Origin of the sequence: Sphingomonas sp. Leaf25 (assembly GCF_001421635.1) — a bacterium.
Classification (GTDB): Bacteria; Pseudomonadota; Alphaproteobacteria; order Sphingomonadales; family Sphingomonadaceae; genus Sphingomonas.
In genome coordinates, this window is record NZ_LMKU01000029.1 from 69348 (window position 1) to 93377 (window position 24030).

General features: G+C 67.3%; 27 protein-coding genes. 14 read left to right on the forward strand and 13 right to left on the reverse strand.

Translation table 11 applies throughout. The features are described from left to right. The first annotated feature begins 132 nt into the window (after positions 1 to 132). The 8 genes from ASE78_RS11960 (at position 133) to ASE78_RS11995 (ending at position 4930) form a co-directional block, all read left to right on the forward strand. Entirely contained in the window at positions 133 to 372 is a 240-nt protein-coding gene (locus ASE78_RS11960) for a hypothetical protein (RefSeq protein ID WP_055760626.1), read from the forward strand. Positions 373 to 477: 105 nt separating this feature from the next. Then, a complete protein-coding gene (gene rpmH / locus ASE78_RS11965; protein ID WP_055760361.1) occupies positions 478 to 612 on the forward strand; it encodes a 50S ribosomal protein L34 in 135 nt (44 codons plus the stop codon). Between the two features lie 5 nt (positions 613 to 617). Then, the gene (gene rnpA / locus ASE78_RS11970) at positions 618 to 965 is read left to right on the forward strand and encodes a ribonuclease P protein component (RefSeq protein ID WP_055760356.1); all 348 of its coding nucleotides are present in this window, start codon (positions 618 to 620) and stop codon (positions 963 to 965) included. 29 nt (positions 966 to 994) lie between these two features. After that, on the forward strand, positions 995 to 1207 hold the full coding sequence (yidD, locus tag ASE78_RS11975; protein WP_055760623.1) for a membrane protein insertion efficiency factor YidD: 213 nt from the start codon (positions 995 to 997) through the stop codon (positions 1205 to 1207). A gap of 27 nt (positions 1208 to 1234) precedes the next feature. Next, a complete protein-coding gene (gene yidC, locus ASE78_RS11980) occupies positions 1235 to 2932 on the forward strand; it encodes a membrane protein insertase YidC (protein WP_056497482.1) in 1698 nt (565 codons plus the stop codon). Beyond that, complete coding sequence (gene yihA / locus ASE78_RS11985) at positions 2929 to 3600, forward strand: ribosome biogenesis GTP-binding protein YihA/YsxC (RefSeq protein WP_056497484.1); 672 nt, start codon at positions 2929 to 2931, stop codon at positions 3598 to 3600. Before yidC ends, yihA begins: the two co-directional genes overlap by 4 nt. A gap of 253 nt (positions 3601 to 3853) precedes the next feature. Next, positions 3854 to 4522, forward strand: coding sequence for a glutathione S-transferase (locus ASE78_RS11990; RefSeq protein ID WP_200909761.1), 669 nt, complete (start codon positions 3854 to 3856; stop codon positions 4520 to 4522). Positions 4523 to 4534: 12 nt separating this feature from the next. Next, positions 4535 to 4930: a VOC family protein gene (locus ASE78_RS11995; protein ID WP_056497485.1), complete on the forward strand. Its 396-nt coding sequence runs from the start codon at positions 4535 to 4537 to the stop codon at positions 4928 to 4930. A gap of 91 nt (positions 4931 to 5021) precedes the next feature. Here ASE78_RS11995 and ASE78_RS12000 read toward each other — a convergent pair whose 3' ends face one another. After that, the gene (locus ASE78_RS12000) at positions 5022 to 5777 is read right to left on the reverse strand and encodes an alpha/beta fold hydrolase (protein WP_056497487.1); all 756 of its coding nucleotides are present in this window, start codon (positions 5775 to 5777) and stop codon (positions 5022 to 5024) included. A gap of 137 nt (positions 5778 to 5914) precedes the next feature. On the opposite strand from ASE78_RS12000, the gene ASE78_RS12005 reads away from it, so the two are divergent. Continuing rightward, positions 5915 to 6562 (forward strand): YitT family protein, encoded by a 648-nt coding sequence (locus tag ASE78_RS12005; RefSeq protein WP_055760338.1) that lies wholly within the window; start codon positions 5915 to 5917, stop codon positions 6560 to 6562. Positions 6563 to 6691: 129 nt separating this feature from the next. Here the strand turns inward: ASE78_RS12005 and ASE78_RS19850 are convergent, their stop codons facing one another. From ASE78_RS19850 to ASE78_RS12030, 5 genes are all read right to left on the reverse strand, one after another. Continuing rightward, on the reverse strand, positions 6692 to 7375 hold the full coding sequence (locus ASE78_RS19850; protein WP_055760336.1) for a methyl-accepting chemotaxis protein: 684 nt from the start codon (positions 7373 to 7375) through the stop codon (positions 6692 to 6694). 102 nt (positions 7376 to 7477) lie between these two features. Continuing rightward, positions 7478 to 8503 carry an aspartate-semialdehyde dehydrogenase gene (locus tag ASE78_RS12015; RefSeq protein ID WP_056497489.1) on the reverse strand — a complete coding sequence of 342 codons (1026 nt, stop codon included), beginning with the start codon at positions 8501 to 8503 and terminating at the stop codon, positions 7478 to 7480. 59 nt (positions 8504 to 8562) lie between these two features. Further along, complete coding sequence (locus ASE78_RS12020; protein ID WP_056497492.1) at positions 8563 to 9918, reverse strand: DUF418 domain-containing protein; 1356 nt, start codon at positions 9916 to 9918, stop codon at positions 8563 to 8565. A gap of 73 nt (positions 9919 to 9991) precedes the next feature. Then, entirely contained in the window at positions 9992 to 12220 is a 2229-nt protein-coding gene (locus ASE78_RS12025; protein ID WP_082467195.1) for a DPP IV N-terminal domain-containing protein, read from the reverse strand. Between the two features lie 199 nt (positions 12221 to 12419). After that, positions 12420 to 12905: an SH3 domain-containing protein gene (locus tag ASE78_RS12030; RefSeq protein ID WP_056497495.1), complete on the reverse strand. Its 486-nt coding sequence runs from the start codon at positions 12903 to 12905 to the stop codon at positions 12420 to 12422. Between the two features lie 95 nt (positions 12906 to 13000). Here ASE78_RS12030 and ASE78_RS12035 point away from each other — a divergent pair, with 95 nt between their 5' ends. After that, positions 13001 to 14005 (forward strand): 2-hydroxyacid dehydrogenase, encoded by a 1005-nt coding sequence (locus ASE78_RS12035; RefSeq protein WP_056497497.1) that lies wholly within the window; start codon positions 13001 to 13003, stop codon positions 14003 to 14005. A 107-nt stretch (positions 14006 to 14112) separates the two neighbouring features. Then, complete coding sequence (locus ASE78_RS12040; protein ID WP_055760318.1) at positions 14113 to 14325, forward strand: hypothetical protein; 213 nt, start codon at positions 14113 to 14115, stop codon at positions 14323 to 14325. A 6-nt stretch (positions 14326 to 14331) separates the two neighbouring features. Here the strand turns inward: ASE78_RS12040 and ASE78_RS12045 are convergent, their stop codons facing one another. After that, positions 14332 to 15012, reverse strand: coding sequence for a glutamine amidotransferase (locus tag ASE78_RS12045; protein WP_056497940.1), 681 nt, complete (start codon positions 15010 to 15012; stop codon positions 14332 to 14334). A gap of 129 nt (positions 15013 to 15141) precedes the next feature. On the opposite strand from ASE78_RS12045, the gene ASE78_RS12050 reads away from it, so the two are divergent. After that, positions 15142 to 15336, forward strand: a complete 195-nt coding sequence (locus tag ASE78_RS12050) for a hypothetical protein (RefSeq protein ID WP_055760315.1) — start codon at positions 15142 to 15144, stop codon at positions 15334 to 15336. A 27-nt stretch (positions 15337 to 15363) separates the two neighbouring features. Here ASE78_RS12050 and ASE78_RS12055 read toward each other — a convergent pair whose 3' ends face one another. From ASE78_RS12055 to ASE78_RS12080, 6 genes are all read right to left on the reverse strand, one after another. Continuing rightward, positions 15364 to 15843: a hypothetical protein gene (locus tag ASE78_RS12055; protein WP_056497500.1), complete on the reverse strand. Its 480-nt coding sequence runs from the start codon at positions 15841 to 15843 to the stop codon at positions 15364 to 15366. Beyond that, positions 15843 to 17246, reverse strand: coding sequence for an NAD(P)H-dependent flavin oxidoreductase (locus tag ASE78_RS12060; RefSeq protein WP_056497503.1), 1404 nt, complete (start codon positions 17244 to 17246; stop codon positions 15843 to 15845). The genes ASE78_RS12055 and ASE78_RS12060 overlap by 1 nt, the downstream gene beginning before the upstream one ends. Before the next feature lie 100 nt (positions 17247 to 17346). Then, positions 17347 to 17877: a DUF3617 family protein gene (locus tag ASE78_RS12065; protein WP_056497506.1), complete on the reverse strand. Its 531-nt coding sequence runs from the start codon at positions 17875 to 17877 to the stop codon at positions 17347 to 17349. 20 nt (positions 17878 to 17897) lie between these two features. Continuing rightward, on the reverse strand, positions 17898 to 18407 hold the full coding sequence (locus ASE78_RS18975) for a hypothetical protein (protein WP_056497509.1): 510 nt from the start codon (positions 18405 to 18407) through the stop codon (positions 17898 to 17900). 280 nt (positions 18408 to 18687) lie between these two features. After that, positions 18688 to 19824 carry a glycosyltransferase family 4 protein gene (locus ASE78_RS12075; RefSeq protein ID WP_056497512.1) on the reverse strand — a complete coding sequence of 379 codons (1137 nt, stop codon included), beginning with the start codon at positions 19822 to 19824 and terminating at the stop codon, positions 18688 to 18690. After that, entirely contained in the window at positions 19821 to 20699 is an 879-nt protein-coding gene (locus ASE78_RS12080; RefSeq protein ID WP_056497514.1) for an alpha/beta fold hydrolase, read from the reverse strand. The genes ASE78_RS12075 and ASE78_RS12080 overlap by 4 nt, the downstream gene beginning before the upstream one ends. A gap of 18 nt (positions 20700 to 20717) precedes the next feature. Between ASE78_RS12080 and ASE78_RS12085 the strand changes: the two genes are divergently transcribed. Continuing rightward, positions 20718 to 22220 carry a protein adenylyltransferase SelO family protein gene (locus ASE78_RS12085; protein ID WP_056497518.1) on the forward strand — a complete coding sequence of 501 codons (1503 nt, stop codon included), beginning with the start codon at positions 20718 to 20720 and terminating at the stop codon, positions 22218 to 22220. A 342-nt stretch (positions 22221 to 22562) separates the two neighbouring features. Further along, entirely contained in the window at positions 22563 to 23972 is a 1410-nt protein-coding gene (astD, locus tag ASE78_RS12090; RefSeq protein WP_414886939.1) for a succinylglutamate-semialdehyde dehydrogenase, read from the forward strand. Positions 23973 to 24030: the final 58 nt, after the last annotated feature.

The window sequence follows — 24030 nt, forward strand, 5'->3', positions numbered from 1 at the left end:
CGCCGGCCGACCCACCCCCGGCCCCTCCCTTGTCAGGGAGAGGCGTTTTCCGACGGACTGCCTTTGCCATCCGATGGAACACGGCGCACGCCGTCTTGTGGCTGCAACACACTGGTGGCATGGATGGTGGCCATGCAGATCCTGCTCCTGATCCTTGGTTCGATGCTGATTCTCGCGACGCCGCTGGTCGCGTTGTTGCCGGGGCCGGGGGGCATGTTCACCTTTGCCGCCGGGCTCGCGCTGATCCTGCGCAATTCGCCGTGGGCCAGGCGCCGGTTCGCGCGGGTGATGCGGCGTTATCCGCGCACCTCGGCGCTGGTCGACCGGGTGCTGCGCCGGGCGAGCGCGAAGCGGCGCCGCCTGCGCGGGTGATCCGTTGACTTGGGGCCGACCGATCGCTAAGGGCTCCAACCACGCGGCCGCCGTAACTGGCGGCTTTTTACGTTCTATTGCAGTTCGAATACCTGGGGATGAGTGATGAAGCGGACTTTTCAGCCGAGCAACCTGGTGCGGGCCCGTCGTCACGGCTTCCGTTCGCGCATGGCGACGCCGGGCGGCCGCAACGTGATCCGCGCGCGTCGTTCGCGCGGCCGCAAGAAGCTGTCGGCATAATCAAGATGCTGCGCCGCCAGGATTATCTGGCGGCGAATGCGGGACGCCGGGCACCGATGCCCGGCTTCGTCCTGCTGGTGCGCCAGCGCCGCGAGGGCGAGCTGGCCACCACCGCCGACGCTACAGCCGACAGGGCGATGCGAATCGGCATCACCGTATCGAAGAAGGTCGGCAACGCCGTCATCCGCAACCGGATGAAACGGCGCTTTCGCGCGCTCGCCGCCGAACTGTTGCCCGACCACGGGCTGGCCGGTGCCGATCATGTGCTGATCGGCCGCGCCGGCGGGATCGAGCGCCCGTTCGACGACCTCAAGGTCGAGCTGACCAAGGCGTTGCGCAAGGTCCGCCGGTGAGCGACGGCCCCCGCCCCCCTGCCCCGAGCATCGCCGCCCGCGCGCTGATGCTCGTCGCGCGCGGGTGGCAATTGGGGCCGTCGCTGATCCTGCCGCCCTCGTGCCGCTATCAACCGTCGTGTTCGGCCTATGCAATCACCGCCCTTCACCGCTATGGCGCGGCCAAGGGGGGCTGGCTGGCCGCGAAACGCATCGCGCGCTGCCATCCCTGGGGTGGGCACGGCCATGATCCGGTGCCTTGAAAGACTGACGCCGTAAGGACCAAGCGCGTGAAAGACGATCAGAAGAATTTCCTGCTGTTCGCGGTGCTGGCGGCGCTGGTGCTGTTCGGCTGGCCCTATGTCGCCAACCGCTTCTTTCCGGCCGCCAATCCGCCGGTCGTGAAGGTCGAGGACGGCAAGGCCAAGGCCGTCGCCAATCCATCGGCCGATCCCGCCGCCGACAGCGTGAACGCGATCCGCGACCGCAATCTGGTGTTGCGCGAGAGCCCACGTATCGCGATCGAGACGCCCAGCGTGCGCGGGTCGATCAACCTGCGCGGCGGGCGGATCGACGACCTCGTGCTGGTGCGCCACAACGAGACGATCGCCCCCGATTCGCCGCCGGTCCGCCTCCTGTCGCCGTCGGGCACCGCCGATGCGTATTTCGCGCAGTTCGGCTGGAGCGGCACCGGCATCACCGCGCCGCCCGCCGACGCGCTGTGGACCGCGAGCGCGACGAAGCTGACCCCGCAGACGCCGGTGACGCTGTCGACGACGGTCGGCACCCAGCGGTATCAAATGCAGATCGCGGTCGACACCGGCTATATGTTCACCATCCGCCAGAGCGTGGCGAATGCGGGGGCGCAGCCGGTGCAGGTCGCGACCTATGGCCTGCTCAGCCGGCGCGGCGCGCCGGTCGACAAGGATACGATGACGATCCAGGTCGGCCCGGTCTATGAAGCCGGCAACGGCGTGAAGTTCGACGTCAACTATACCGACATCGACGAGAAGCCCGAGACCTTCGCCACCAAGGGCGGCTGGCTCGGCTTTACCGACCATTATTGGATGACCGCGCTGATCCCCGATCAGGGCGTGCAGCACACGCTCACCCTGCGCGGTGGCGACCAGCGGCATCAGGCGGATTATCGTTCGCCGACGCTGGCGGCGGTAGCACCAGGACAGGCGCTGTCGCAGACGACGCGCTTCTTCGCCGGTGCCAAGGAGAACAAGCTCCTCAACGCCTATGAGGAACAGGGCGTGCCCTATTTCTCGCGCTCGATCGACTGGGGCTGGTTCCGCATCGTCGAGGAGCCGATCTTCGTCTATCTCGACTGGCTGTTCCGCCTCGTCGGCAATTTCGGCGTGGCGATCATCCTGCTGACGCTGACGATCCGTGGCCTGATGTTCCCGGTCGCCCAGCGCCAGTTCGCGTCGATGGCGGCGATGCGCGCGGTGCAGCCCAAGCTGAAGGTGCTGCAGGAGCGCTACAAGGACGACAAGGCGCAGTTGCAGCAGAAGATGATGCAGCTCTACAAGGAGGAAAAGGTCAATCCGGTTGCCGGCTGCCTGCCGACGCTGATCCAGATTCCGATCTTCTACGCGCTGTACAAGGTGCTGCTGCTGACCATCGAGATGCGGCACCAGCCGTTCGTCGGGTGGATCAAGGATCTGTCGGCACCCGATCCGGCGACGATCCTGAACCTGTTCGGCTATCTCGACTTCACCCCGCCGCATTTCCTCGCGATCGGCATCGTGCCGGTGCTGCTGGGCATTTCGATGTACTTCCAATTCAAGCTGAACCCGGCGCCGATGGACGACATGCAGAAGCAGGTCTTCGGGTTGATGCCATGGGTGCTGATGTTCGTCATGGCCCCGTTCGCGGTGGGCCTGCAGGTCTACTGGATCACGTCGAATCTGCTGACCATCGCGCAGCAGCAGTTGCTGTACGCACGGCATCCGGCGCTCAAGCAGGCGGCGGCGAAGTGAGCGATACGCCTCCCCCCGCCCCGCCAGGCGACGCACGCTTCGACGAGGACCTGATCGAGTCGGCGCGCAAGATCTTTGCCGGGCCGATCCAGTTCCTGAAATCCGCGCCGTCGCTCGAACATCTGCCCGCGCCGGACGTGTCCGAGATCGCCTTTGCCGGGCGATCGAACGTCGGCAAGTCGTCGCTGCTTAACGCGCTGACCGGGCGCACGTCGCTGGCGCGGACCTCGGTCACGCCGGGGCGGACGCAGGAGCTGAACTTCTTCGACATCGGCACGCCGCTGAAATTCCGGCTGGTCGACATGCCGGGCTATGGCTTCGCCAAGGCGCCCAAGGACATGGTGCGCAAGTGGCGCTATCTGGTGAACGATTATCTGCGCGGGCGGCAGGTGCTGAAACGCACGCTGGTGCTGGTCGATTCGCGTCACGGCATCAAGGATGTCGACCGCGAGATCTTCACGATGCTCGACAAGGCGGCGACCAGCTATCGCATCGTGCTGACCAAGACCGACAAGATCAAGGCGAGCGAGCTGGACGCGGTCTATGCCGCGGTGGCCGAGGAAGTGCGCAAGCGCCCGGCGGCGCATCCCGACGTCATCTCGACATCGAGCGAGAAGGGCATGGGGATCGCGGAGTTGCGCGCGGCGGTGATCGAGTCGCTCGGCTGAACCCACCTCGTCATTCCGGCCTGCGCCGGAATGACGATTCGTGCCCCGGGATCAGACGCCCCGCGACGCCAACAACCCCGCGCCCACCGACAGCTGCAGCGCGATGCCGAACGCCATGATCGCCGCTGCGCCCAGTTTGCACGACCGATCGGGCAGCCCGCCGACGCTGTGCGGATCGCTGCCTTGATCGTTCTGCTAAACAGTCAGTTCCAACCGCTCGACACGTCCCGCAGGGCGTGGCACCACCCGCCCCATGCTGAAGCTCATCATCGGGAACAAGGCCTATTCCTCATGGTCGCTGCGCGGCTGGCTGGCGGCCAAGCTGTCGGGCCTGCCGTTCGAGGAGGTCGTCGTGCCGCTCTACGACGCCGACTGGGACAAGCGGCGCGAGGGTGACGAGTTCGCCCCGTCGTCGGGCAAGGTGCCGATCCTGTGGGACGGCGACGAGATCGTCGTGTGGGACAGTCTGGCGATCGTCGAATATCTGAACGAGAAGTCGGGCGGCGACCGGTTCTGGCCCGCCGACGCCGCGGCGCGGGCGATGGCGCGATCGATGGCGGCGGAAATGCACTCGGGCTTCGCCGCGCTGCGCCGCAAGCACAGCATGAACGTGCGGCAGGTGTACGACCCGGTGCAGCCCGACGACGACGTGCTGGCCGACCTGTCGCGCATCTACGAGCTATGGGCGCAGGCGCGGGCGCGTTTCGGCCATGGCGGCGATTTCCTGTTCGGCGGCTTCGGCGCGGTCGATGCGATGTTCGCGCCGGTGGCGACGCGCATCGTCACCTATTCACTGCCCTGCCCGCGTTTCGCGATGGGCTATATCATCACCCTGCTCAATCACCCGTGGCTGCAGGACTGGATCGCCGCCGCGCAGGAAGAGGAATGGGTGCTGGAGAAGTTCGAGCAACCCGTCACCTGAAAGGAGCGAGCCATGTCCGACGAGTATCCCGGCGTCATCCCCCACCTGACCATCGCTGACCGCCGTGCCGACGAGGCGATCGCCTTCTACCAGGCGGCGTTCGGCGCGGAGCTGGTGCAGCGGATGCCGACCGAGGACGGGCGGGTGATGCACGCGCATCTGAAGATCAACGGCGGGTCGGTGATGCTGAACGACGATTTCCCCGAATATCACGGCCCCACCGGCGCTCCGGCGGCGATGACGCTGCATCTGCAGGTGGCCGACGCCGATGCCGCGTTCGATCGGGCGACGGCGGCGGGTGCCACGGTGACGATGCCGCTCGACAACCAGTTCTGGGGCGACCGCTATGGGCAGGTCGCCGACCCGTTCGGGTTCACATGGTCGATCGGCGGGCCGGTCAGGGAATAGCCTCAAAGCCCCTCCCTGACAGGGAGGGGTTGGGGTGGGTCGGCCGGTTGGCTGGCGCAACGTTTCCTCGCGACCCTTACNGGAGGGGAGCTTACTCGCCCAGAAACCCCGCAATCGCCTCGCCCAGTTCGCGTTTCGTCACCGCGCTCATGTGGTTGCCCGGCGTTTCGGCCAGCCGCGCGTCGGGCAGCAGATCGGCGAGCGCGGCGTGGCTGCCGTTGTCGTCGTCGTCCTTTCCGGCCAGCACCAGCACCGGTTGGCGAATCGCCGCCACTTCGTCGCGCGACGTATCGACGAAGGTGTCGAGGATGCCGAGCAAGGCGACCGCATCGCCACCGGTGGTCTTGAGAAACGCCTCCGCCATCCATTCGGGCGATCCGCGCTCGAAACTGCCGAGGTTGGTGAGGATGTTGCGGAAATGCGCCGCGCGTGCGCCGGTGTCGAGCAGCCCTTCCAGCCCCATGCCGCTCAGCACGACCCTGGCCGGGGCCGCGCCCATCGTCAGCATCCGCACCACCGTCCGCGCGCCCAGCGAATAGCCGCCGAGATCATAGTCGGTGAGCCCGAGATGCGCGAGCAGCGCCATGCCGTCGCGGGCCAGCGCGTCGGGCGGATAGGCGGCGGCATCGTGCGGCCGGGCGCTGCCCCCGTGCGCGCGCAGGTCGGGCATGATGACGCGACAGCCGTTGGCGGCGATCTTCGCAGCATGGCCATAGCGGATCCAGTTGGTCATCGCGTCGCTGAAATAGCCGTGGATCAGCACCACCGGCCGGCCTTCGCCGACCTCGTGCCAGACGATTTCCTGTCCGTCGAAGCTGGCGAAGCGATGGGTGGCGACGTCAGACAAGGCAGCGGCTCCGCGAAAAAAGGATCGTCGTCCCGGGCGATAGGCGGGTGGCGGCCCCAAGTCGAGCGACGCGCCCCCTTCCCCGCCGGGCCGCACCCCGCTACAGCCGACGCAACAAAAGAACAACGTGGGAGAGGGTGCCGGTTTCTTCGCCGGAGTCCGCCGCCATCGCCCCAGCCGTCCCCCCGCACGCCGTACCGCACAGCCGGTCCGAGGATGTCTATGCCATCACCGTCGGCTGCGTGATGATCGCGCTCGGCCTCGCGCTGCTGCGCGCCGCCGGGCTGGTGACGGGCGGGATCGCCGGGGTGGCGCTGCTGGTCGGCTATCTGGTGCCGTTGCCGACCGGGGTGTTGTTCACGCTCCTCAATATTCCGTTCTTCCTGTTCGCGCGCGCGGCGATGGGCAGCCGCTTCATGTGGCGGACGATCGCGGTCAACGGCGGGATCGCGCTGTTCTCCAGCCTCGCGCGCTATGGCATCCGCATCGTCGAAGTGCATCCGGCCTTTGCCGCGATCGCCGGGGGGACCGTCATCGGCATGGGCATCCTCGCGCTCGCGCGGCACGATGCCGGGGTCGGCGGGACCGGCGTGGTGACGTTGTGGCTGCAACGCACGCGCGGGTGGAATGCGGGACGCACACAGGTGGCGATCGACATCGCCATCCTGCTCGCCTCGTTCGCGGTCGTCACGCCGACGCTGATCGCGTGGTCGGCGCTGAGCGCGGCGGCGATCAGCGGCATCCTGATCGCGTGGCACCGGCCGGGGCGCTATACCGGGTATTGAGATGATTTGCGGTTGCGCTTGNNNNTGTCCCCCGGAGGTCCCAGCCTGCGCTGGGATGACGTTTGTTTCGGGATAGATTGTCAGAGCGGTTTCCAACCAAATCGGAAACCGCTCCAGGACGCCGATCCCTTACGCCGCCAGCATCACGCCTTCATGGTCCTTCAGCATCGCCGAGGCGCGTTCGGTGGCGCTGCGGGTGTCGTCGGCCAGTTTGCGCACCTCGGTCGCGACCACCGCGAAGCCGCGCCCGGCATCGCCGGCGCGCGCCGCCTCGATCGCGGCGTTGAGCGCCACCAGCCGGGTCTGCGACGCGATGCCGCCGATCGTCGCGACGATGCCGGCAAGCTGCGTCACCGCCGTCTGCAATTCGTTGCGCTGGTCCTGCAACTCGCGGTGATAGCGCATGCCTTCGTCGAAACGCTGCTGCACTTCGAGTTCGAGCCGTACCTGCCGCGTCTGGTCGGTGGCGATCTTGACGATCTTGACCGGGCGGCCGTGCTCGTCGAGAATCGGGTTATAGGTCGCCTGTAACCAGCGTTCCTCGCCGCTGCGCGAGACACGGCGATACAGTCCGGTGTCGAACGCGCCGCTGCCCAGCTTGCGCCAGAAATCGCCATAGTCCGGTTCGGCGGTATCATGGACGGTGCAGAACATGCGGTGGTGCCGCCCGGCCACCTCGTCGAGCCGGTATTCCATCACCTTGAGGAAGCGGTCGTTGGCCCACAACACCACGCCGTCCAGACCGAATTCGACCACTGCCTGCGACCGGCAGATCGCATCCCACGTCCCGACATATCCGATGGAATCGTCCATCCATCCCTCCTGCGATAGCAAAGGGTATACGGCTGGCGGACTTAAGATTTGCTTAGGAGTGGCTCGCCACCGGGCCGCAGGCCCGGTGCGATACCGTACCGGTCAGTCCTTTTTCAGATGCCGGCGACCCAGCAGTTCGGCGATCTGCACCGCGTTCAGCGCGGCACCTTTCCGCAGATTGTCCGACACGCACCACAGCGCCAGGCCGTTCTCGACGGTCGAATCCTCGCGCACGCGGCTGACATAGGTCGCGAATTCGCCGACGCATTCGATCGGCGTGACGTATCCGCCGTCCTCGCGCTTGTCGACCAGCATGATGCCGGGCGCTTCGCGCAGGATGTTCTGCGCGTCCTCAGCCGACAGTTCGTTTTCCAGCTCGATGTTGATCGCTTCGCTATGGCCGACGAACACGGGAACGCGGACGCAGGTGGCGACGACCTTGATCTTGGGATCGAGGATCTTCTTGGTTTCGACCACCATCTTCCATTCTTCCTTGGTCGACCCGTCGTCGAGGAAGCTGTCGATGTGCGGGATCACGTTGAACGCGATCTGCTTGGTGAACTTCACCGGATCGGCCGAATCGCCGACGAAGATGTTGCGGCTCTGTTCGAACAGCTCGTCCATCCCCGCCTTGCCCGCGCCCGACACCGATTGATAGGTGGCGACGACGACGCGCTTGATCGTCGCGGCATCGTGCAGCGGCTTCAGGGCCACCACCATCTGCGCGGTCGAGCAATTGGGGTTGGCGATGATGTTCTTGACCTTGTAGCCGTCGATCGCTTCCGGGTTCACCTCGGGCACGATCAGCGGCACGTCGGGGTCCATGCGGTAGAGCGACGAATTGTCGATCACCACGCAGCCCGCCGCCGCGAACTTGGGCGCATAGATTTTGGTCGCGTCGCTGCCGATCGCGAACAGCGCCATGTCCCAGCCGGCGGGATCGAAATGCTCGATGTTCTGGATCTTGTACTGCTTGCCGGTCTCGCCGAAGTCGGCCATCTCGCCGGCCGAGCGCGACGAGGCGAGCACCGCCAGATCGTCGATCGGGAATTCCCGCTCGGCGAGGATGTTCAGCATTTCGCGACCGACATTGCCGGTCGCGCCGGCGACCACTACCCGATAACCCACTAGCCTACTCCGCGATCAAATCTTGCGCGCGGCATAGCCAATCGGACCGAATTGTAAAGTCAGGCCACCACCAGCGTGGGGCCGGGCAGCGGTTCGCGGAGCCGCGGATGGCGAAACGGCTGCCATTGCCAATAGGCGAGGCTGCGCCATGCCCATTCCAGCGGCCCGTTGACGAACGACCGCGCCCACAGGTTCGCGACGATGGTGCACAAGACGATGACGGCGGTGCCGATGGCGAACTGCGCGGCATGGCCATACCGGTCCCACAGGTCGAAGCCATAGGGCGCGAAGAGGATATGCAGCCCGATAATCTGTTCGAGGAAATAGACCGAGAACGCCATCCGCCCGACCGCCTTGAACGGTTTCAACACCGCCATGCCGCCGAGCGACTTCATCGCGAGGTTGACCGCCGCGACATGGCCGATCGAGGTGAGGATGCGCCCCGCCTCCTCGGTGATCCAGAGCGTCTTGGGAATCGGCAGGAAGGCGAGGACCTCGCTCACCCCGACGATGCGCGCGCCCAGCCCCAGCCCATAGGTGACGACCATCAGCCCCAGATAGAAGCGCGCGCTGCGCAGCCCCTGCGTCACGCCCCATTTCCACAGCGCGACGCCGATCAGCATCATGCAGAACGCCTCGACGATCGCCATGCCGAGGAAGCCCTTGCCGACCATGAAGGTCAGCCATGCCGTCCACATATATTGCGCATAGGGCAGCCAGCCGCCGGCATGCGCCTTGCGTTCCTCGACCAGATCCTTCGCCATCTTCTCGGTCGGCTGGCGCTTGGCGATCTTCTCGTTCCATTCCCCGAGCGCCTTGGCATCGGCCGCCGCGACCGGGCGGCCCGCCGCCTCAGCCGCCTGCGCGCGTTCGACCCTGGCGACCATCGGCACGCGCTCGACATAGTCGAGGGTCCCCATCACCCCCATGGTCAGCGCGAACAGGCTGCCGATCGCGACCAGTGCCTTTGGCCCCAGCAGGCGGAAGGGAAACAGGAACAGCGAGGCGATGGCATAGACCGTCAGAATATCGCCGACCCACAGCACGACGAACACGTTGACGAGGCCGAAGGCGAGCAGCCACAGCGTGCGACGGAAGAACAGGTCGGCGATCGCCACCGGTCCGTCGGGGCGCATCGCCCGCGCGGTCAGCACCATGAACCCCGCGCCGAACAACAGTTCGAGCACGCCGCGCTGCGTCCCTTCGAGGAACACGTCGACCGCAACCCACACCCATTTGTCGAGCGGGCTCCAGCCGACCAGTCGCGGGTCGGCGAACAGTTTCGTCACCGACGACGCCTGGGTCGGGACATTCATGTAGAAGATGCCGAGGATCGCGAGGCCCCGCAGCACGTCCAGCACATCGATCCGCGCACGGCCCGTTACCGGTGCGATGGAAACCCCTGCTTCGCTCATTGGTCCAACTCCCCCCGAAGTACGGACGTTACCGTACCACGGGGGCAAGTCGTCCCGCAATCAAAAGCGGTCGTTACTTGGCCGCAACGGTCCGGTCGAGGAAGTCGAGGATCGTTCCCCACAGATGTTCGCTGATCCCCGGACCACCGACACGGTGGGTCTGCCCCGGATAGAGCATCAGCTCGAACGGCGTCTTCGACTTCTGCATCGCCGCCATCATCGCGGTCGAATGTTCGAGCACCACGTTATCGTCGGCCATGCCGTGGATCAGCAGCAGCGGATCGGTGATCTTCGCCGCGTCCGCCACGGTCGCCGACGCGGCGTATGCCTCGGGCACCTGACGCGGATCGCCCATGTAGCGTTCGGTATAATGGGTGTCGTACAGTTCCCACCGGCTGACCGGGGCCCCCGCGACCCCGGCGGCGAACACGCCCGGTGCCTTTTCGAGCAGCTTGAGCGTCATGTAGCCGCCGTACGACCAGCCATAGGTCGCGATCTTGTCGGACGCGACGAACGGCAGCGATTTCAGATACTCGGCGCCGGCCAGTTGATCCTCGACCTCGACGCTGCCCATCGCGTGGTGGATCTGATCCTCGAACGCCTTGCCGCGATCCGGCGAGCCGCGATTGTCGATCTCGAACCAGATCCAGCCGCGATCGACCAGATATTGCCGCAGCGCCCCGCCCCATGCCCGGCGCACGACCTGGCTGTGCGGGCCGCCATAGTGCGAGAAGAACACCGGGTAGCGCTTGCCCGGTTCCAGCACCGGCGTAATCATGTTCCAGTGGAGCGTCGATCCGTCCTTTGCCTTCACCGTCCCGAACTGCGTCGGGCGGTGGCTGGCGACATAGGGCGCATAGGGGTGATCGCCCTTCAACGCATTCTCGTTGATCCACGCGAGCCGTTTGGCGGTGGTGTCCGCCAGATAGATTTGCGCGGGCTGATCGGGGTTGGAGCGGGTGACGATCAGCCGGCTGGCCTTGCCGTCCATCGACGCGCCATACGACCAGCCGCGCTCGGTCAGCCGGGTGACGGTGCCCGGCCGCGCGAGGTCGACATAATAGAGCTGGCGTTCGAGGACATCGTCCTTGTTGCCGAGGAAATAGACGCGGCCCTTCGCCTCATCCACCCCGGCCAGATCGCCGACCGCCCAGTCGCCCTTCGTCAACTGCGTCCAGTTGCCCGCCTTCCAGCGATAGAGATGGCCGTGGCCGTCGCGTTCGGACCACCACAACATGCTGCCGTCCTTCATCGGCTGATAGGCGTCGGACAGGTTGATCCAGCTATCCGGCCCCGACTGTTCGGTGAACAGCACGGTGGACGTCCCCGTGGCCGGATCGACGCGGAGCATGTCGAGCCGGGTCTGCGCGCGGTTCTGCCGCTGGACCAGCAGCGCCTTGCCATCGGGGGTCCAGTCGACCCGCGCCAGATAGATGTCGGGATCAGGGCCGAGGTCGACCTTCACCTTGCCCGAGCCATCGGGCTTCATGACGTAGAGGTCGACCAGTACGTTGGGCGTGCCCGCCTTGGGATAGCGCTGCTGGTAGATGCTCGTCCCCTCGGCACCGATCGCCGAGCGGGTGACGATGCCGACCGGAGCCTCGTCGAAGCGTTCGACCGCGACCAGCCGGTCGCCGGGGGACCACCAGTATCCGGTGCGCCGGCCCATTTCCTCCTGCGCGACGAACTCCGCCTCGCCGAAATGGACGGTGTCCCTGCCCTCGGTCGTCAGCGGCGTCTCGCGCCCCGACTTGAGGTCGAGCGCGACGAGATTCTGGTCGCGCACGAAGCTGACATAGCCGCCGGCCGGGCTGACCACCGGGTTCAACTCGCCGCTCTCGCTGTTGGTCAGGCGGCGGACGTCGCCGCTGATCGTCGCGAGATACAGGTCGCCGTCGAGCGGCACGAGGATCGACTTGCCGTCGGGCGACCAGTCATAGGCGAGGATGCCACGCTTGCCGGTCAGCGAGCGGTCGCGCTCGCGCTGCATCTTTTCGGCTTCGGACAGCGCCGCGCCGGTGCCGACCTTCTTGCTGTCGACCAGCATCCGCCATTCGCGCGTCGTGGTGTCCATCGCCCACAAATCGAACCGCTCGCGCTCGTCGGCACGGTTGCGCAGCAGCGTGACGTATTTGCCGTCGGGCGAGAGTTTCAGGCTCTGCGGGGCCGATCCGTTGAGGTCGGGGCTGGCGAAGACCCGCTCCAGCGTCAGGTCGCCCGGTTTGGCCGGGACCGGTGCCTCACTCGCCATGCCTGCCTGTCCCAATGCCAGCAACGCCACGCCCAACCACCATTTCACCATGCGACCCCGTCTCCGATAGTGCCGGATGGTATCGCCCGATACGGGCAGTCAGTAAATGGCGGAAAATGCGGCGAGGATATTCCTCCTCTCCCTGACAAGGGAGGGGTCGGGGGTGGGTCGGTCCACGAGGGAATGTCGCGCCTGCCACGGGCCTACCCACCCCTGGCCCCTCCCTTGTCAGGGAGGGGAGCAGCATGGCCTACATCGCCTCGCCCGGATCGACGCCCCACAGCCGCGCCTGTTCGACATAGCCGCCGCGCCCGCGCACGTCGAAATAGCACCAGCCGGCGGTGCAGCGCGACAGCCGCCCGACCACGCCCTTCGCCGCGCGCCACGCCACCGCCGCGCCCGGTTGCGGCGAGGCGCGCAGCTCGACCATGTCCTGCGCGACATAGGCGGTGCGCCGGTCGCTCAAGAGCCCGACCTGAAACCAGCCGCGTGTGCCGTCGGGGTCCTCGACCCGGCGCCAGTCCTGATACACGTCGACCACCTTGATCGGCAGGTCGGCGCGGCGATAGACCCATTGCGTTGGATAATTCTTGCCCGGCCCGCTGCGCATCCGCGCCTCGCCCGCCGCAACCGAGGCGTAATAGGGCGGCTTGCGACGCTGCGCATCGGCCGGAAGAGTGGTGAGCAGCGTCGCCACCGCACTCGCCAGCAACGCCTGTCGTCCGAACCGCTTCATTTCCTGTCCCCCTGAACCAAATTCTGCCTCTATCGTTACGGCCGCGCATCGGACAGCCCGTTGACGATTCCCCGGCTTGCCGCCAATCCGTGGATATGGTCGCCGCTTCGCCCCCGCTCCGCCGTCCGCGCGTGTATGTGACGCGGCAATTGCCACATGCCGTCGAGGAACGCATGACGACCTTGTTCGATGCGGTGCTGAACGCCGACGACCATGGTTTTTCGCGCGATGAGCTGGCGGCGGCGATGGCCGATTGCGACGTGCTGGTCCCCGCCGTCACCGACAGCATCGATGCCGCGCTGATTGCGGCCGCGCCCGACCGGCTGCGGCTGATCGCCAGCTATGGCGCGGGGGTGAACCATATCGATCTCGCCGCCGCCCGCGCGCGGCGCATTCCCGTCACCAACACACCGGGCGTGCTGAGCGAGGATACCGCCGACATGGTGATGGCGCTGATCCTCGCCGTGCCGCGCCGGCTGGCCGAGGGCGAGAAGCTGGTGCGATCGGGCGAGTGGAAGGGGTGGAGCCCCGGCGGAATGCTCGGCCACCGCATCGGCGGCAAGGCGCTGGGCATCGTCGGCATGGGGCGCATCGGCCAGGCGGTGGCTAGGCGGGCGCGCGCGTTCGGCCTGTCGATCCATTACCACAACCGCCACCGCCTGCCCGCCGTCGTCGAGGCGGACCTCGGCGCGACATGGCATGGCGATCTCGACGCGATGCTGCGCACGGTCGACCTGCTGACGATCCACACGCCGCGCAACGCCGACAGCGAGAACCTGATCGACGCGCGGCGGATCGCGCTGCTGGGTGCCCATGTCTATCTCATCAACGCCTCGCGCGGCGGGATCGTCGACGAGGAGGCACTGGTCGACGCGCTGGAGGCCGGGCGGCTGGCCGGCGCGGGGCTCGACGTATGGGCGCACGAACCGCGGATCGATCCGCGGCTGCTGGCGCTGCCCAACGTCATGATGACGCCGCACATGGGATCGGCGACGCTCGAGGGCCGAATCGCGATGGGTGAAAAGGTCATCACCAACATCCGCGTCTGGGCCGACGGCCACCGTCCGCCCGATCAGGTCCTCGACGGGTTGCGGCGGTAGAGCTGTTTCACGCACATCGCGCTTCGTCGCAACGCTTCGTTTACGTGCCTCGTCCTATCGCCCGGATCACGCTATGCTGTAGTGCAGCATTACTTGGGGAATCGAAGATGATCCGGCGAATCGTCGCGCTTTTCTCTTGCGCGCTCGGCAAGCATACGCCGCGCAAGCGGTCGATCTGGCACGACAATATCGATGCGCGCTCGCGCTGCCTCGGCTGCGGCGCGCCGCTGCGCCGCGACATGCACGGCCGCTGGCACCGTTTCAACAGCCGCCGCGACGGCAACATCCACCGCCAGCCGCACCCACATTTCGACCGCTGAGGGGTTTTACGCTCCCAGCCCGGTCAGCCACTCGGCGATCATCGCCTGTCCGGCGCGCACCGCCGCCGGGCCATGGGTGCGATAGGCCGCGACCAGCCCGGCGCGGTGCATCGGGCAGTCGAGATAGTCGAGCCACGCGGTAAAGCGTTCGTCCTCGCCCATCTCGGCATGGAATTGCAGCGCCAGCAGGTTGCTCCCCCGCCGGAACCCCTGCCGATAACGCGCGGTCGTCGCCAGCAGCTCGGTCCCGTGCGGCAGGTCGAAGGTATCGCCGTGCCAGTGCAGCACCGGCACCTGCGCGACATGGCGCAGCGGCGAGGCGATGCCCGGCGTCAGGTCGATGGCATCGAACCCGATCTCGCACGCCGGCCCCTTGTAGACCGCCGCGCCCAGCGCCGCCGCGACCATCTGCGCACCAAGGCAGATGCCGAGCGTCGGGCGATCCGCCGCCAGCCGCCGCGCAAGCGCGGCGATCTCGCCGGGGATCCACGGGTGGTCGGCGGTGTCGTACACGCCCATCGGCCCGCCCATCACGATCAGCAGGTCGGGCGCGGTCAGATCGGCGGTGGCGAACGCCGGATCGGTCACGTCGATCCGGTCGAGCGCATAGCCCGCCGCCTCGATCGGCGCGCGATAGCCGGCGCAGCCTTCGTAGGGGACATGACGAACGATCAGGGCGGACTTCATCATCGCAACCTAGTCTGGGCGAGCTGAACCGACGCTGCAATGTTTCTTTGTGTGGCCCAAGCGACGGTTCGGAACCTGTCGCGGCGCAAGCCATTTCATGGGGCGTCCCGCGTAACAGGAGGTAAACCCATGAAGAAATTCGCAACGCTCGTCCTCGCCCTCGCCGCCGGCTCGTCGCTGGCCGCCTGTTCGACGCTGCGCGGCGGCGCGATTGGTGCTGCGGGCGGCGCCGGCATCGCCGCCGCGACCGGCGGCAGCGTGGAAAAGGGCGCAGCAGTCGGCGGCGTCGGCGGCGCTGTGGTCGGCACCGTCGCCGACGATTGATCGAACGGGAACGGCCGGGGCGGACCGCTACCCCCCGGCCATCCCGCGCAACTGTGCCGCCCGGCGCACATCCTTCGGGCGGTCGAACAGCGTCAGCATTTCGGCAAGGTCGATGCGATCGGGGACGAACACGACTCCCTCTGCAAGACGCACCGCTTCGCGCGACCGTGGTACGACCGGAACCCAGTCCCCACGTCGCCGGACCGTCAGCCCGGCCATGAACTCGACATGGATGTCCGCAAGTACGGCAACCGCATAGCGGGCAGACCGGAAATGGTCGCTGTGACCAGGATCGAGCGACCAGACCTCGGGCACCGCCGTGACAAGCCCGAAATCGTCCGCGTCGATGAGGACGTCGATGTCGTCGACCATCGTGTCCGAAACGCCTTGCAAGGCGACGGCCGCACCCGCAATCGCCCACCACGGCGATCGCGCGGGCGCAAGGATTTGCGCCACCCGGGCCAGCGCCGCCCGATGCGACGGCGTCAACCCGGATGCCGTCCGCATCAGTCGCCGGTCAGGATGCGGTCGACCAGTTGCTTCACGCTCGGCACGAAGCCGTTGGAATAGAATGGATCGCGCTTGAAGTTGTACGCGGCGTGGCCGGCGAACATCAGGTTGCGGTCGGTATCGCCGCCGTGCGCGATGTCCTGCAACGTCTTCTGGATGCAGAAGCTGCGCGGATCGGCCAGCCGCCCGGTCGAATTCGTCTCGCTGTCGGCCCAGCTCGAAAAGCTGCACTGCGACAGGCAGCCCATGCAGTCGGCCTGATCCTTGCGGATTTCGCCCTTTTCCTCGGGAGTGACGAACACCAGCGTGTTGTCCGGGGTCTTGAGCGCATCGGTGAAGCCGTGGCCGAACCATTCGCGCGCGCGCAGCAGATCGCCCTGCGTCACCCAGAAATTGCGGCCCTTCACGCCCACGTCGAGCTGGAACACATGGTCGCCCGCTTCCTGCTTGGAAAAGGCGATCTGCCGTTCGGAGCGCGCTTCGAGCTGGCGCAGGAACGGGTTGCGCACCGCCGACGAATAGAAACCGGTCGGCGAGAAACGGTGCAGCAGCACGTCGCCTTCCTCGATCTCCATCAGCTTCGCCTTCCACCCTTGCGGGATCGGGCTTTCCTGCGTCAGCAGCGGCCGGGTGCCGAACTGGAACGCGATCTTGCCCAGCTCGGGATTGTCGATCCAGTCGCTCCAGTCGCGCAAGTACCAGACGCCCCCGGCCATCACGATCGGCACGTCGTCGGAAATGCCGCCCTCGCGCATCGTGTCGCGCAGCGCCTTCACGCGCGGATACGGATCCTGCGGGGCCAGCGGGTCCTCGGCGTTCGACAGGCCGTTGTGGCCGCCGGCCAGCCACGGATCCTCATACACCACCGCCGCCAGCCATTCCGACGCCTTGGAATATGCACGCTTCCACAGCGCGCGGAACGCGCGGCCCGACGACACGATCGGCAGATAGCTCACGCCATAGGATGCGGTGATCTCCGACAGCTTGTAGGGCATGCCGGCGCCGCAGGTGACGCCCGAGACGAGGCCGCGCGTGCGCTCCAGCACGCCGTGCAGGATACGCTGCGCCCCGCCCATTTCCCACAGCACGTTGATGTTGATCGCGCCGTTGCCGCCGGCGATCTCCCACGCGCGACGGACCTGCTGCACCGCGCCCTCGATCGCATATTCGATCAGTTCCTCATGGCGTTCGCGGCGAGTCAGCGCCTTGTACACCTGCGGAATGATCTTGCCGTCGGGGTCGTAGCTGTCGGCGTTGACCGCCGAGACGGTGCCGATCCCGCCCGCCGCCGCCCAAGCGCCGGCGGATGCGTGATTGGTCGCGGCGACGCCCTTGCCCCCTTCGATCAGCGGCCAGACTTCGCGGCCGTTATAGACGATGGGCGACAGACCTTTGAACACGATACCTCCGGCGGAACTTCTGTGGGCCAAGCGCGCGGGCGCGCTCACCGCATCCGGCCGTCATTAGTGGCTGGGACACGCGATGGCGAGCAAATTGCGCTCATCCCTCCGTCGGGGTGGGCGGGGTGGCGGCGGGGGGCTTGGGCGGGCATTCGCCGAGCCGGCGGGCGGTCAGCCTCGATCGGAATTGTAACCTGGTGCCCCTTCGCGATTCAAAGGTGCTGGCGATCGTGACGTCGATGACGTCGGCCGTGACGCTTCCGGAAATATGTTTGACGAGTTCGCCTGCCATGCTCGGGCATCGATACCCGCCTTCGATACGGCCGTTGGCGATCCGCAATCCGGGGCTGGCGCAGGTGCCGCCGCGATCGGTCGACGGATCGGCACCCAGCATCATGCCGATGGCATCGCGCATGTCCCCTTCACCGATGCACATCCGGTATTTGAAGCCCGGCATCACACGACGCCCCGGGTAGTTCGCGAGGGGAAAATCCCCGCCACGCTCGAACAACCACTCCCCGGTACGGACGTTGAGCGACGGTCCGACGACGACGATATCCTTGTCGGATTTGTCCTGCACGGCCATCGCCCCGATCAGGGGCAGAAAACCGATCGCCAACCATCGCCGCATATTCCGTTCCTCCCGACCGTTCATGGTATCGGCTGCACCGCGCCCTCGATCGCCGGCATCACCTGAAAATGGACCGGCACGTTGGCCGCCGGCGGACGTCCGCCCCATTCTAGCTGTCGGCCATAAATCAGCAGGAATTTCGCCGCGCCGGTATCGACCAGCACCAGCCGATCGGGTTGCGAGTGCGACGTCACCACAGCGCCGCACCCAAGGCCGTTGCCCGTGGCGACCGGCCGCCATTCGGCGCAGCGGATGTCGCCACGCCCGGCGCGAACCGTCAGCGACAGTCTGACATGGTCGGGATCGATCCGGCCCGACAACGGGACGAGCGTCATGCCGGTGCCAAGCGTCACCGTCACCCAGAACTGTTGCACCCTTGGGTCGAATTGCAGGTCGAACCGGTCCGGCCGGCCGTCCCCGTCAATATCGACGTCCAGCACGGCCCCCTGCGGCGAAGCGGGCCGCTGCGCACCCGCCGCCGGCGGCATCAGCAGCAACACCGCCGGCCACCACCCGATCCATCGCCGCATTCCGCCCCCTCTCCCGCGCCCGTCCGGCGCATGTTTCGGACGATCGTATCAGCAGCCCCGGCCCGGCGGCAAGCCGCCCCAGGCGGGATCGACATTCAGCATTGCTGGCCGATCTTCGTCATTCTCGGCCGAAACAGCTATCCCATCGTCACCCCGGACTTGTTCCGGGGTCCACGGATCGGCAATCGGTGCGCCTTGCGGCTGTATCGACAGCGTTTGGGGCCAGGTGGACCCCGGAACAAGTCCGGGGTGAGGATGGGAGCGTGAAGGTCGATCGGCCCTATCCCAGCGCCCCCGGCCGGCCGATCGCGCCTTCGTACAGCGCCTTGTACTTCGCGATCATCGCCGCCTCATCGAACGCGGCGCGGGCCTTGGCCTGGTTCGCCTCGCCGACCTTGCGGCGCGCTTGCGGGTCGGTGGCGAGGGCCTGCAGCCGGTCGCGCAGATGGACCTCGTGGCGGTCGATGCCCATGTAGAGTGCGTTTTCCGGCGCCACCATCGACGCGATGTCGCCGACCGGCGGCGCCACGACCGGCAACCCCGCCGCCATCGCCTCCATGACCGAGATCGGCTGCTGCTCGCTCTTCGACGACAGCGCGAAAATGTCGAACAGCCCCATGTAGCGCCATGCTTCGGGCAGAAAGCCGGGCAGATGGACGCGGTCGTCGATGCCCATCGCCTCGGCGGCGTCGAGGATCGCCTGCCGCTCCGGCCCTTCGCCGACGATCACCAGCCGTACCTTGACCGCGATGCCGCCGACCGCGCGGACCAGCAGCGGCAGGTCCTTCACGTCGCGCAGGCCGGCGACCGCGCCGATCACCACTTCGCCGGGCTTGCGGCGGAAGCCGGGGATCGCATCGGGGGCGACGCCGCCTGCGAACTTGTCGACCGGTACGCCGTTGCCGATCAGGTGCAGCCGCGCCTCGGGCTGTTTCCACGGCCCCCGCGCGACCGCCATCAGCTTGTCCGACGGCACGACCAGCGCGTGCGCCGCCGACAGCGCCATGCGGCGATACATGTTGCGCACCGGGTTCAGCCGGGTCGCCTCGTCCTCGTTGAAGCCGTCCTCGTGGTGGATCACCGGCGGCAGGCCCTTGGCGAACACGCGCTTGGCCATCACCCCGTCGATCGCGCCCCAATTATAGGTCAGCACCAGATCGAACCGCCGCAGGAAGTTCGCGATCGCCTCGTACCGCGCGACCGAGGGTTTGCCGGTGAGCGGCGGCGGATTCTGCGCGATCTGCCAGTCGATATGCCGGCCGATCGCACCTTGCGCCTCGGTCCGCTCGGGCACGCCCGACACGATGGTGTGGGTCGCGTTGCGACCAAAGGCGTGCATCAGCCGGATCGCGCGCGCTTCCTTGCCGCCATAGGCGAAGGAGGAATGGAGGTGGAGGATGCGGACCGGCGCGCTCATGCGGCCGCCACCCGGGCGAGCAGCCGGTCGATCGCCGCCTGCGCCGGCGCTTCGTTCAGCGTCGGGGCATGGCCGGTGTCGGGCACGACGGTCAGCTCCGCGCCGTCGATGCGCTGCGCCATCGCTTCGGCCACCCGCGCGGGCAGGATGTCGGACAGCGCGCCGCGCACGATCGCCACCGGCTTGCCTGCCAGTGCCTCGTACGCGCGCCACATGTCCGGCCCCGCCTCGTTGCCTGGCACGCGGAACGGCTCGGCGATGCGCATGTCGTAATCGAGCTGGATCCGCCCGGCCGAGGTCAGCCGGTGCAGCCGCTTGGCCATGTGCAGCCAGTCATGGACGTCATAGCCGGGATACACCGCCGCGTTCCCCTCGGCCATGCAGCGCGCGGCGTGCATCCATGTCGGGTGGCTCACCTGCTTGCCGACATAGCCGCGAATCCGCCCCAACCCCACCGGGTCCAGTTCCGGCCCGACGTCGTTCAGCAGCGCGGCGGCGATCCGGTCGCGATCGGTCGCCGCCAGCAGCATCGTCAATATGCCGCCGAGCGAGGTGCCGAACGCCACGACGCGCGGCAGGTCGAGCTGGTTGAGCAGCGCCTCGACATCCTGAAGATAGACGAGCGGCACATAGGTCATCGGATCGCGCGCATAGCCGCTCTCGCCACGCCCGCGCATCTCGGGCACGATCAGCCGCCATTCCCCGCCCAGCCGCCCGGCCACATCGTCCCAGTCGCGCGCATTGCGCGTGAGACCATGGAGGCACAGGATCGCCGGGCGATCGTCGCGGCCGGCATAGTCGCGGTAATGCAGCCGCAGGCCGTCGTTCGACCACCAATAGCCATCGGTGCAGCGTTGCTTGTCGGGGAGCGCCATCGTCCCCCATATCGCCGCATGGCCGAAAACCCGCAACCCGCTCGCTATCGTCCCCGCACCGATATTCTGGCGTTGGGCGATCCGTTCTTCGATCCCGTCGAGGCGGCGGCGTTTCCCGACGCAACGCTGCGCTACCGCAACGACCGCGCGGCGGCGCAGATCGGGATCACGCCATCCCGTCACCCCGGACCGGTTCCGGGGTCCACCGGGCCGCGAACGATGGCGTCTGAAATCGAAGCGGCACCGTCCGCCGAACCGTGGACCGCGGAACAGGTCCGGGGTGACGACGGGGTGCTGGCCCTCACCGACGCGGAGTGGATCACCCATTTCGCCCGCTTCGCCGCCCTTCCCGGCAGCCTGCCGCAGCCGCTGGCGCTGCGCTATCACGGCCATCAGTTCCAGCACTACAACCCCGACATCGGCGACGGGCGCGGCTTCCTGTTCGCACAGCTTGAGGATGGCGCGGGTCGGCTGATGGATTTGGGTACCAAGGGATCGGGGCAGACGCCGTACAGCCGCTTCGGCGACGGCCGGCTGACGTTGAAAGGGGGGGTGCGCGAAATCCTCGCCACCGAGATGCTCGAGGCGCTGAGCGTCACCACCTCGCGCACCCTGTCGCTGATCGATACGCATGAGCAACTGGTGCGCGGCGACGAACCCTCGCCCACCCGGTCGGCGGTGATGGTGCGGCTGAACCACAGCCATGTCCGCATCGGGACGTTCCAGCGGCTCGCCTATGAGCGCGACGGCGAGGCGATGGCGCGGCTGGTCGATTATGTGCTCTCTCGCCTCTACCACCGGACGCCCGGTGCCGAACCGGCGGTCGAGCTGTTCGACGAAGCGGTCGGCCGCATCGCCACGCTGGCCGCACAGTTCATGGCGGCGGGGTTCGTCCATGGCGTGCTCAATACCGACAATATCAACCTGACCGGCGAGAGCTTCGATTACGGTCCGTGGCGATTCGCGCCATCGTGGGATACCGGCTTCACCGCCGCCTATTTCGATCATCAGGGGCTCTATGCCTATGGCCGCCAGGGCGACGCGATGCACTGGAACGCGATGCAATTGGCGGTGGCGCTGCGCACCATCGTCCCGGCCGAGCCGCTGATCGCGATCCTCGAAACCTTTCCCGCCCGCTTCGCCCGCGCCGCCGCCGATGCGCTGTTGTGGCGGCTGGGCGTGTCCCCGCGCGGGGAAGCGGAGGACGGCGCGCTGCATGACGCCGTCGTCCGCGCGCTTGCCGCTTCCCGCATGCCGCTCGACCGATTTTATCACGAGGCGTTCGGCGGCTGGCTGCCCGAAGGCGACGACTGGGCAGCGTTCGAGGAGGTCCGCGCGCTGCTGTCCGACTATCGGCCGCGCAAGGACCGCTCGCACCCCTATTGGTCCGACGCCGCGCCCTGCTCGATGCTGATCGACGAGGTGGAGGCGATCTGGGCGGCGATCGCCGAACGCGACGACTGGGGGCCGCTCGACGCCAAGGTCGCCGCGATCCGGCGGATGGGGGATGCGTTGCGCTGATCCCATCGTCATTCCGGCCTCCCCCCGTCATTCCGGCGAAAGCCGGAATCCATGGATGGGGTGACGTCGCGCTTCCATCCAACCGGCTCGTGTCCATGGATTCCGGCCTTCGCCGGAATGACGGAGGTTAAAGCATCTACCCAACCCTCGTCATCCCCGCGCAGGCGGGGATCCATTGCCGCAACGGCTGCGCTGGAGACGCAACGTCGGCGCGTATGGATTCCCGCCTGCGCGGGAATGACGACGGGGCGGGGGGGCGCACCCGCCACAATTCCACAAATCTGGCATCCCGGTCCGTTCTGGTCCAAGAACGACATAGTTTCAGGAGTCGATCACCCTATCATGGCCGAACTCGTCTCGACCGAACCCGCCACCGGGGCAACGCTGTGGCGCGGACCCATCGGCGATGCCGATGCCGAAGTCGCAGCCGCGCGCGCCGGCTGGGCCGACTGGGCGTCGCGCCCGCTCACCTTCCGCGTCGAGACGCTGCGCCGCTTCGCCAACGTCGTGCGCCAGCGCGCCGAGGCGTTCGCCGACGTCATCGCCCGCGAAACCGGCAAGCCGCTGTGGGAAGCGCGCAGCGAGGTCGAGACGGTCGTCGCCAAGGTCGACATCTCCGTCACCGCCTATAGCGATCGGACCAGCCAGCGCCGGCTCGAATCGCCGATGAACACGCGCATGGCGCTGCGCCACAAGCCGCATGGCGTGCTGGCGGTGCTGGGGCCGTATAATTTCCCGGCGCATCTGCCCAACGGCCACATCGTCCCCGCGCTGATCGCGGGCAATGCGATCGTGTTCAAGCCGTCGGAAAAGACCCCGGCGTCGGGCGCGTTCCTGATCGACTGTTACCGCGCGGCGGGCGTGCCCGAAGCGTGCGTGCGGCTGCTGATCGGCGGCGCGGACCAGGGGCGCGCGCTGTCGCAACACCCCGACATCGACGGACTGCTGTTCACCGGATCGGCGCGCACCGGCGTGGCGCTCAACCGCCAGTTCGCCGAGACGCCGGGCAAGATCCTCGCGCTGGAAATGGGCGGCAACAACCCGATCGTGGTGTGGGGCACGCCCGACCTCTATTCGGCTGCCGTGCTGGTGGTGCAGTCCGCCTTCACCAGTGCCGGGCAGCGCTGCACCGCCGCGCGCCGGCTGATCGTCGAGCGGCGGCTGGCCGAACCGTTGCTGGCGGAGATCGGCCGGCTGTGCGACCGGCTCATCATCGGCGAGCCGCACGCCGATCCCGCGCCGTTCATGGGGCCGGTGATCGACAACGACGCCGCCGACCAGTTGACCGAAAGCTTCCTGTCGCTGTCCGCGCGCGGCGGCCGCCCGTTGCGCTATCTGCGCCGTCTGATCGAGGGGCGGCCGTTCCTCACCCCCGGCATCATCGACATGTCCGACACCGCCGAGCGCAGCGACATCGAACTGTTCGGCCCGCTGCTGCAAGTGTTCCGGGTCGACAGTTTCGAGGATGCGATCGCCGAGGCGAACAACACCAATTACGGCCTGTCCGCCGCGCTGGTGGCGCAGGACCCGCGGCTCTACGACGCCTTCTGGGCCAATATCCGCGCGGGGATCGTCAACTGGAACCGGCCGACCAACGGCGCTTCGTCCGCAGCACCGTTTGGCGGGGTCGGCTGGTCGGGCAATCACCGCCCCTCGGCCTATTACGCCGCCGATTACTGCGCCTATCCGGTCGTCTCGGCCGAAGCGGAACAGCCGCGCGCCTCGATCGGCATCGGCCTTGCCAACGAATAGGGACAGGGCGGACCGACATTCAGCCAGAACGCGGCTCCCGGCGGCTCCCCCCCCCCCC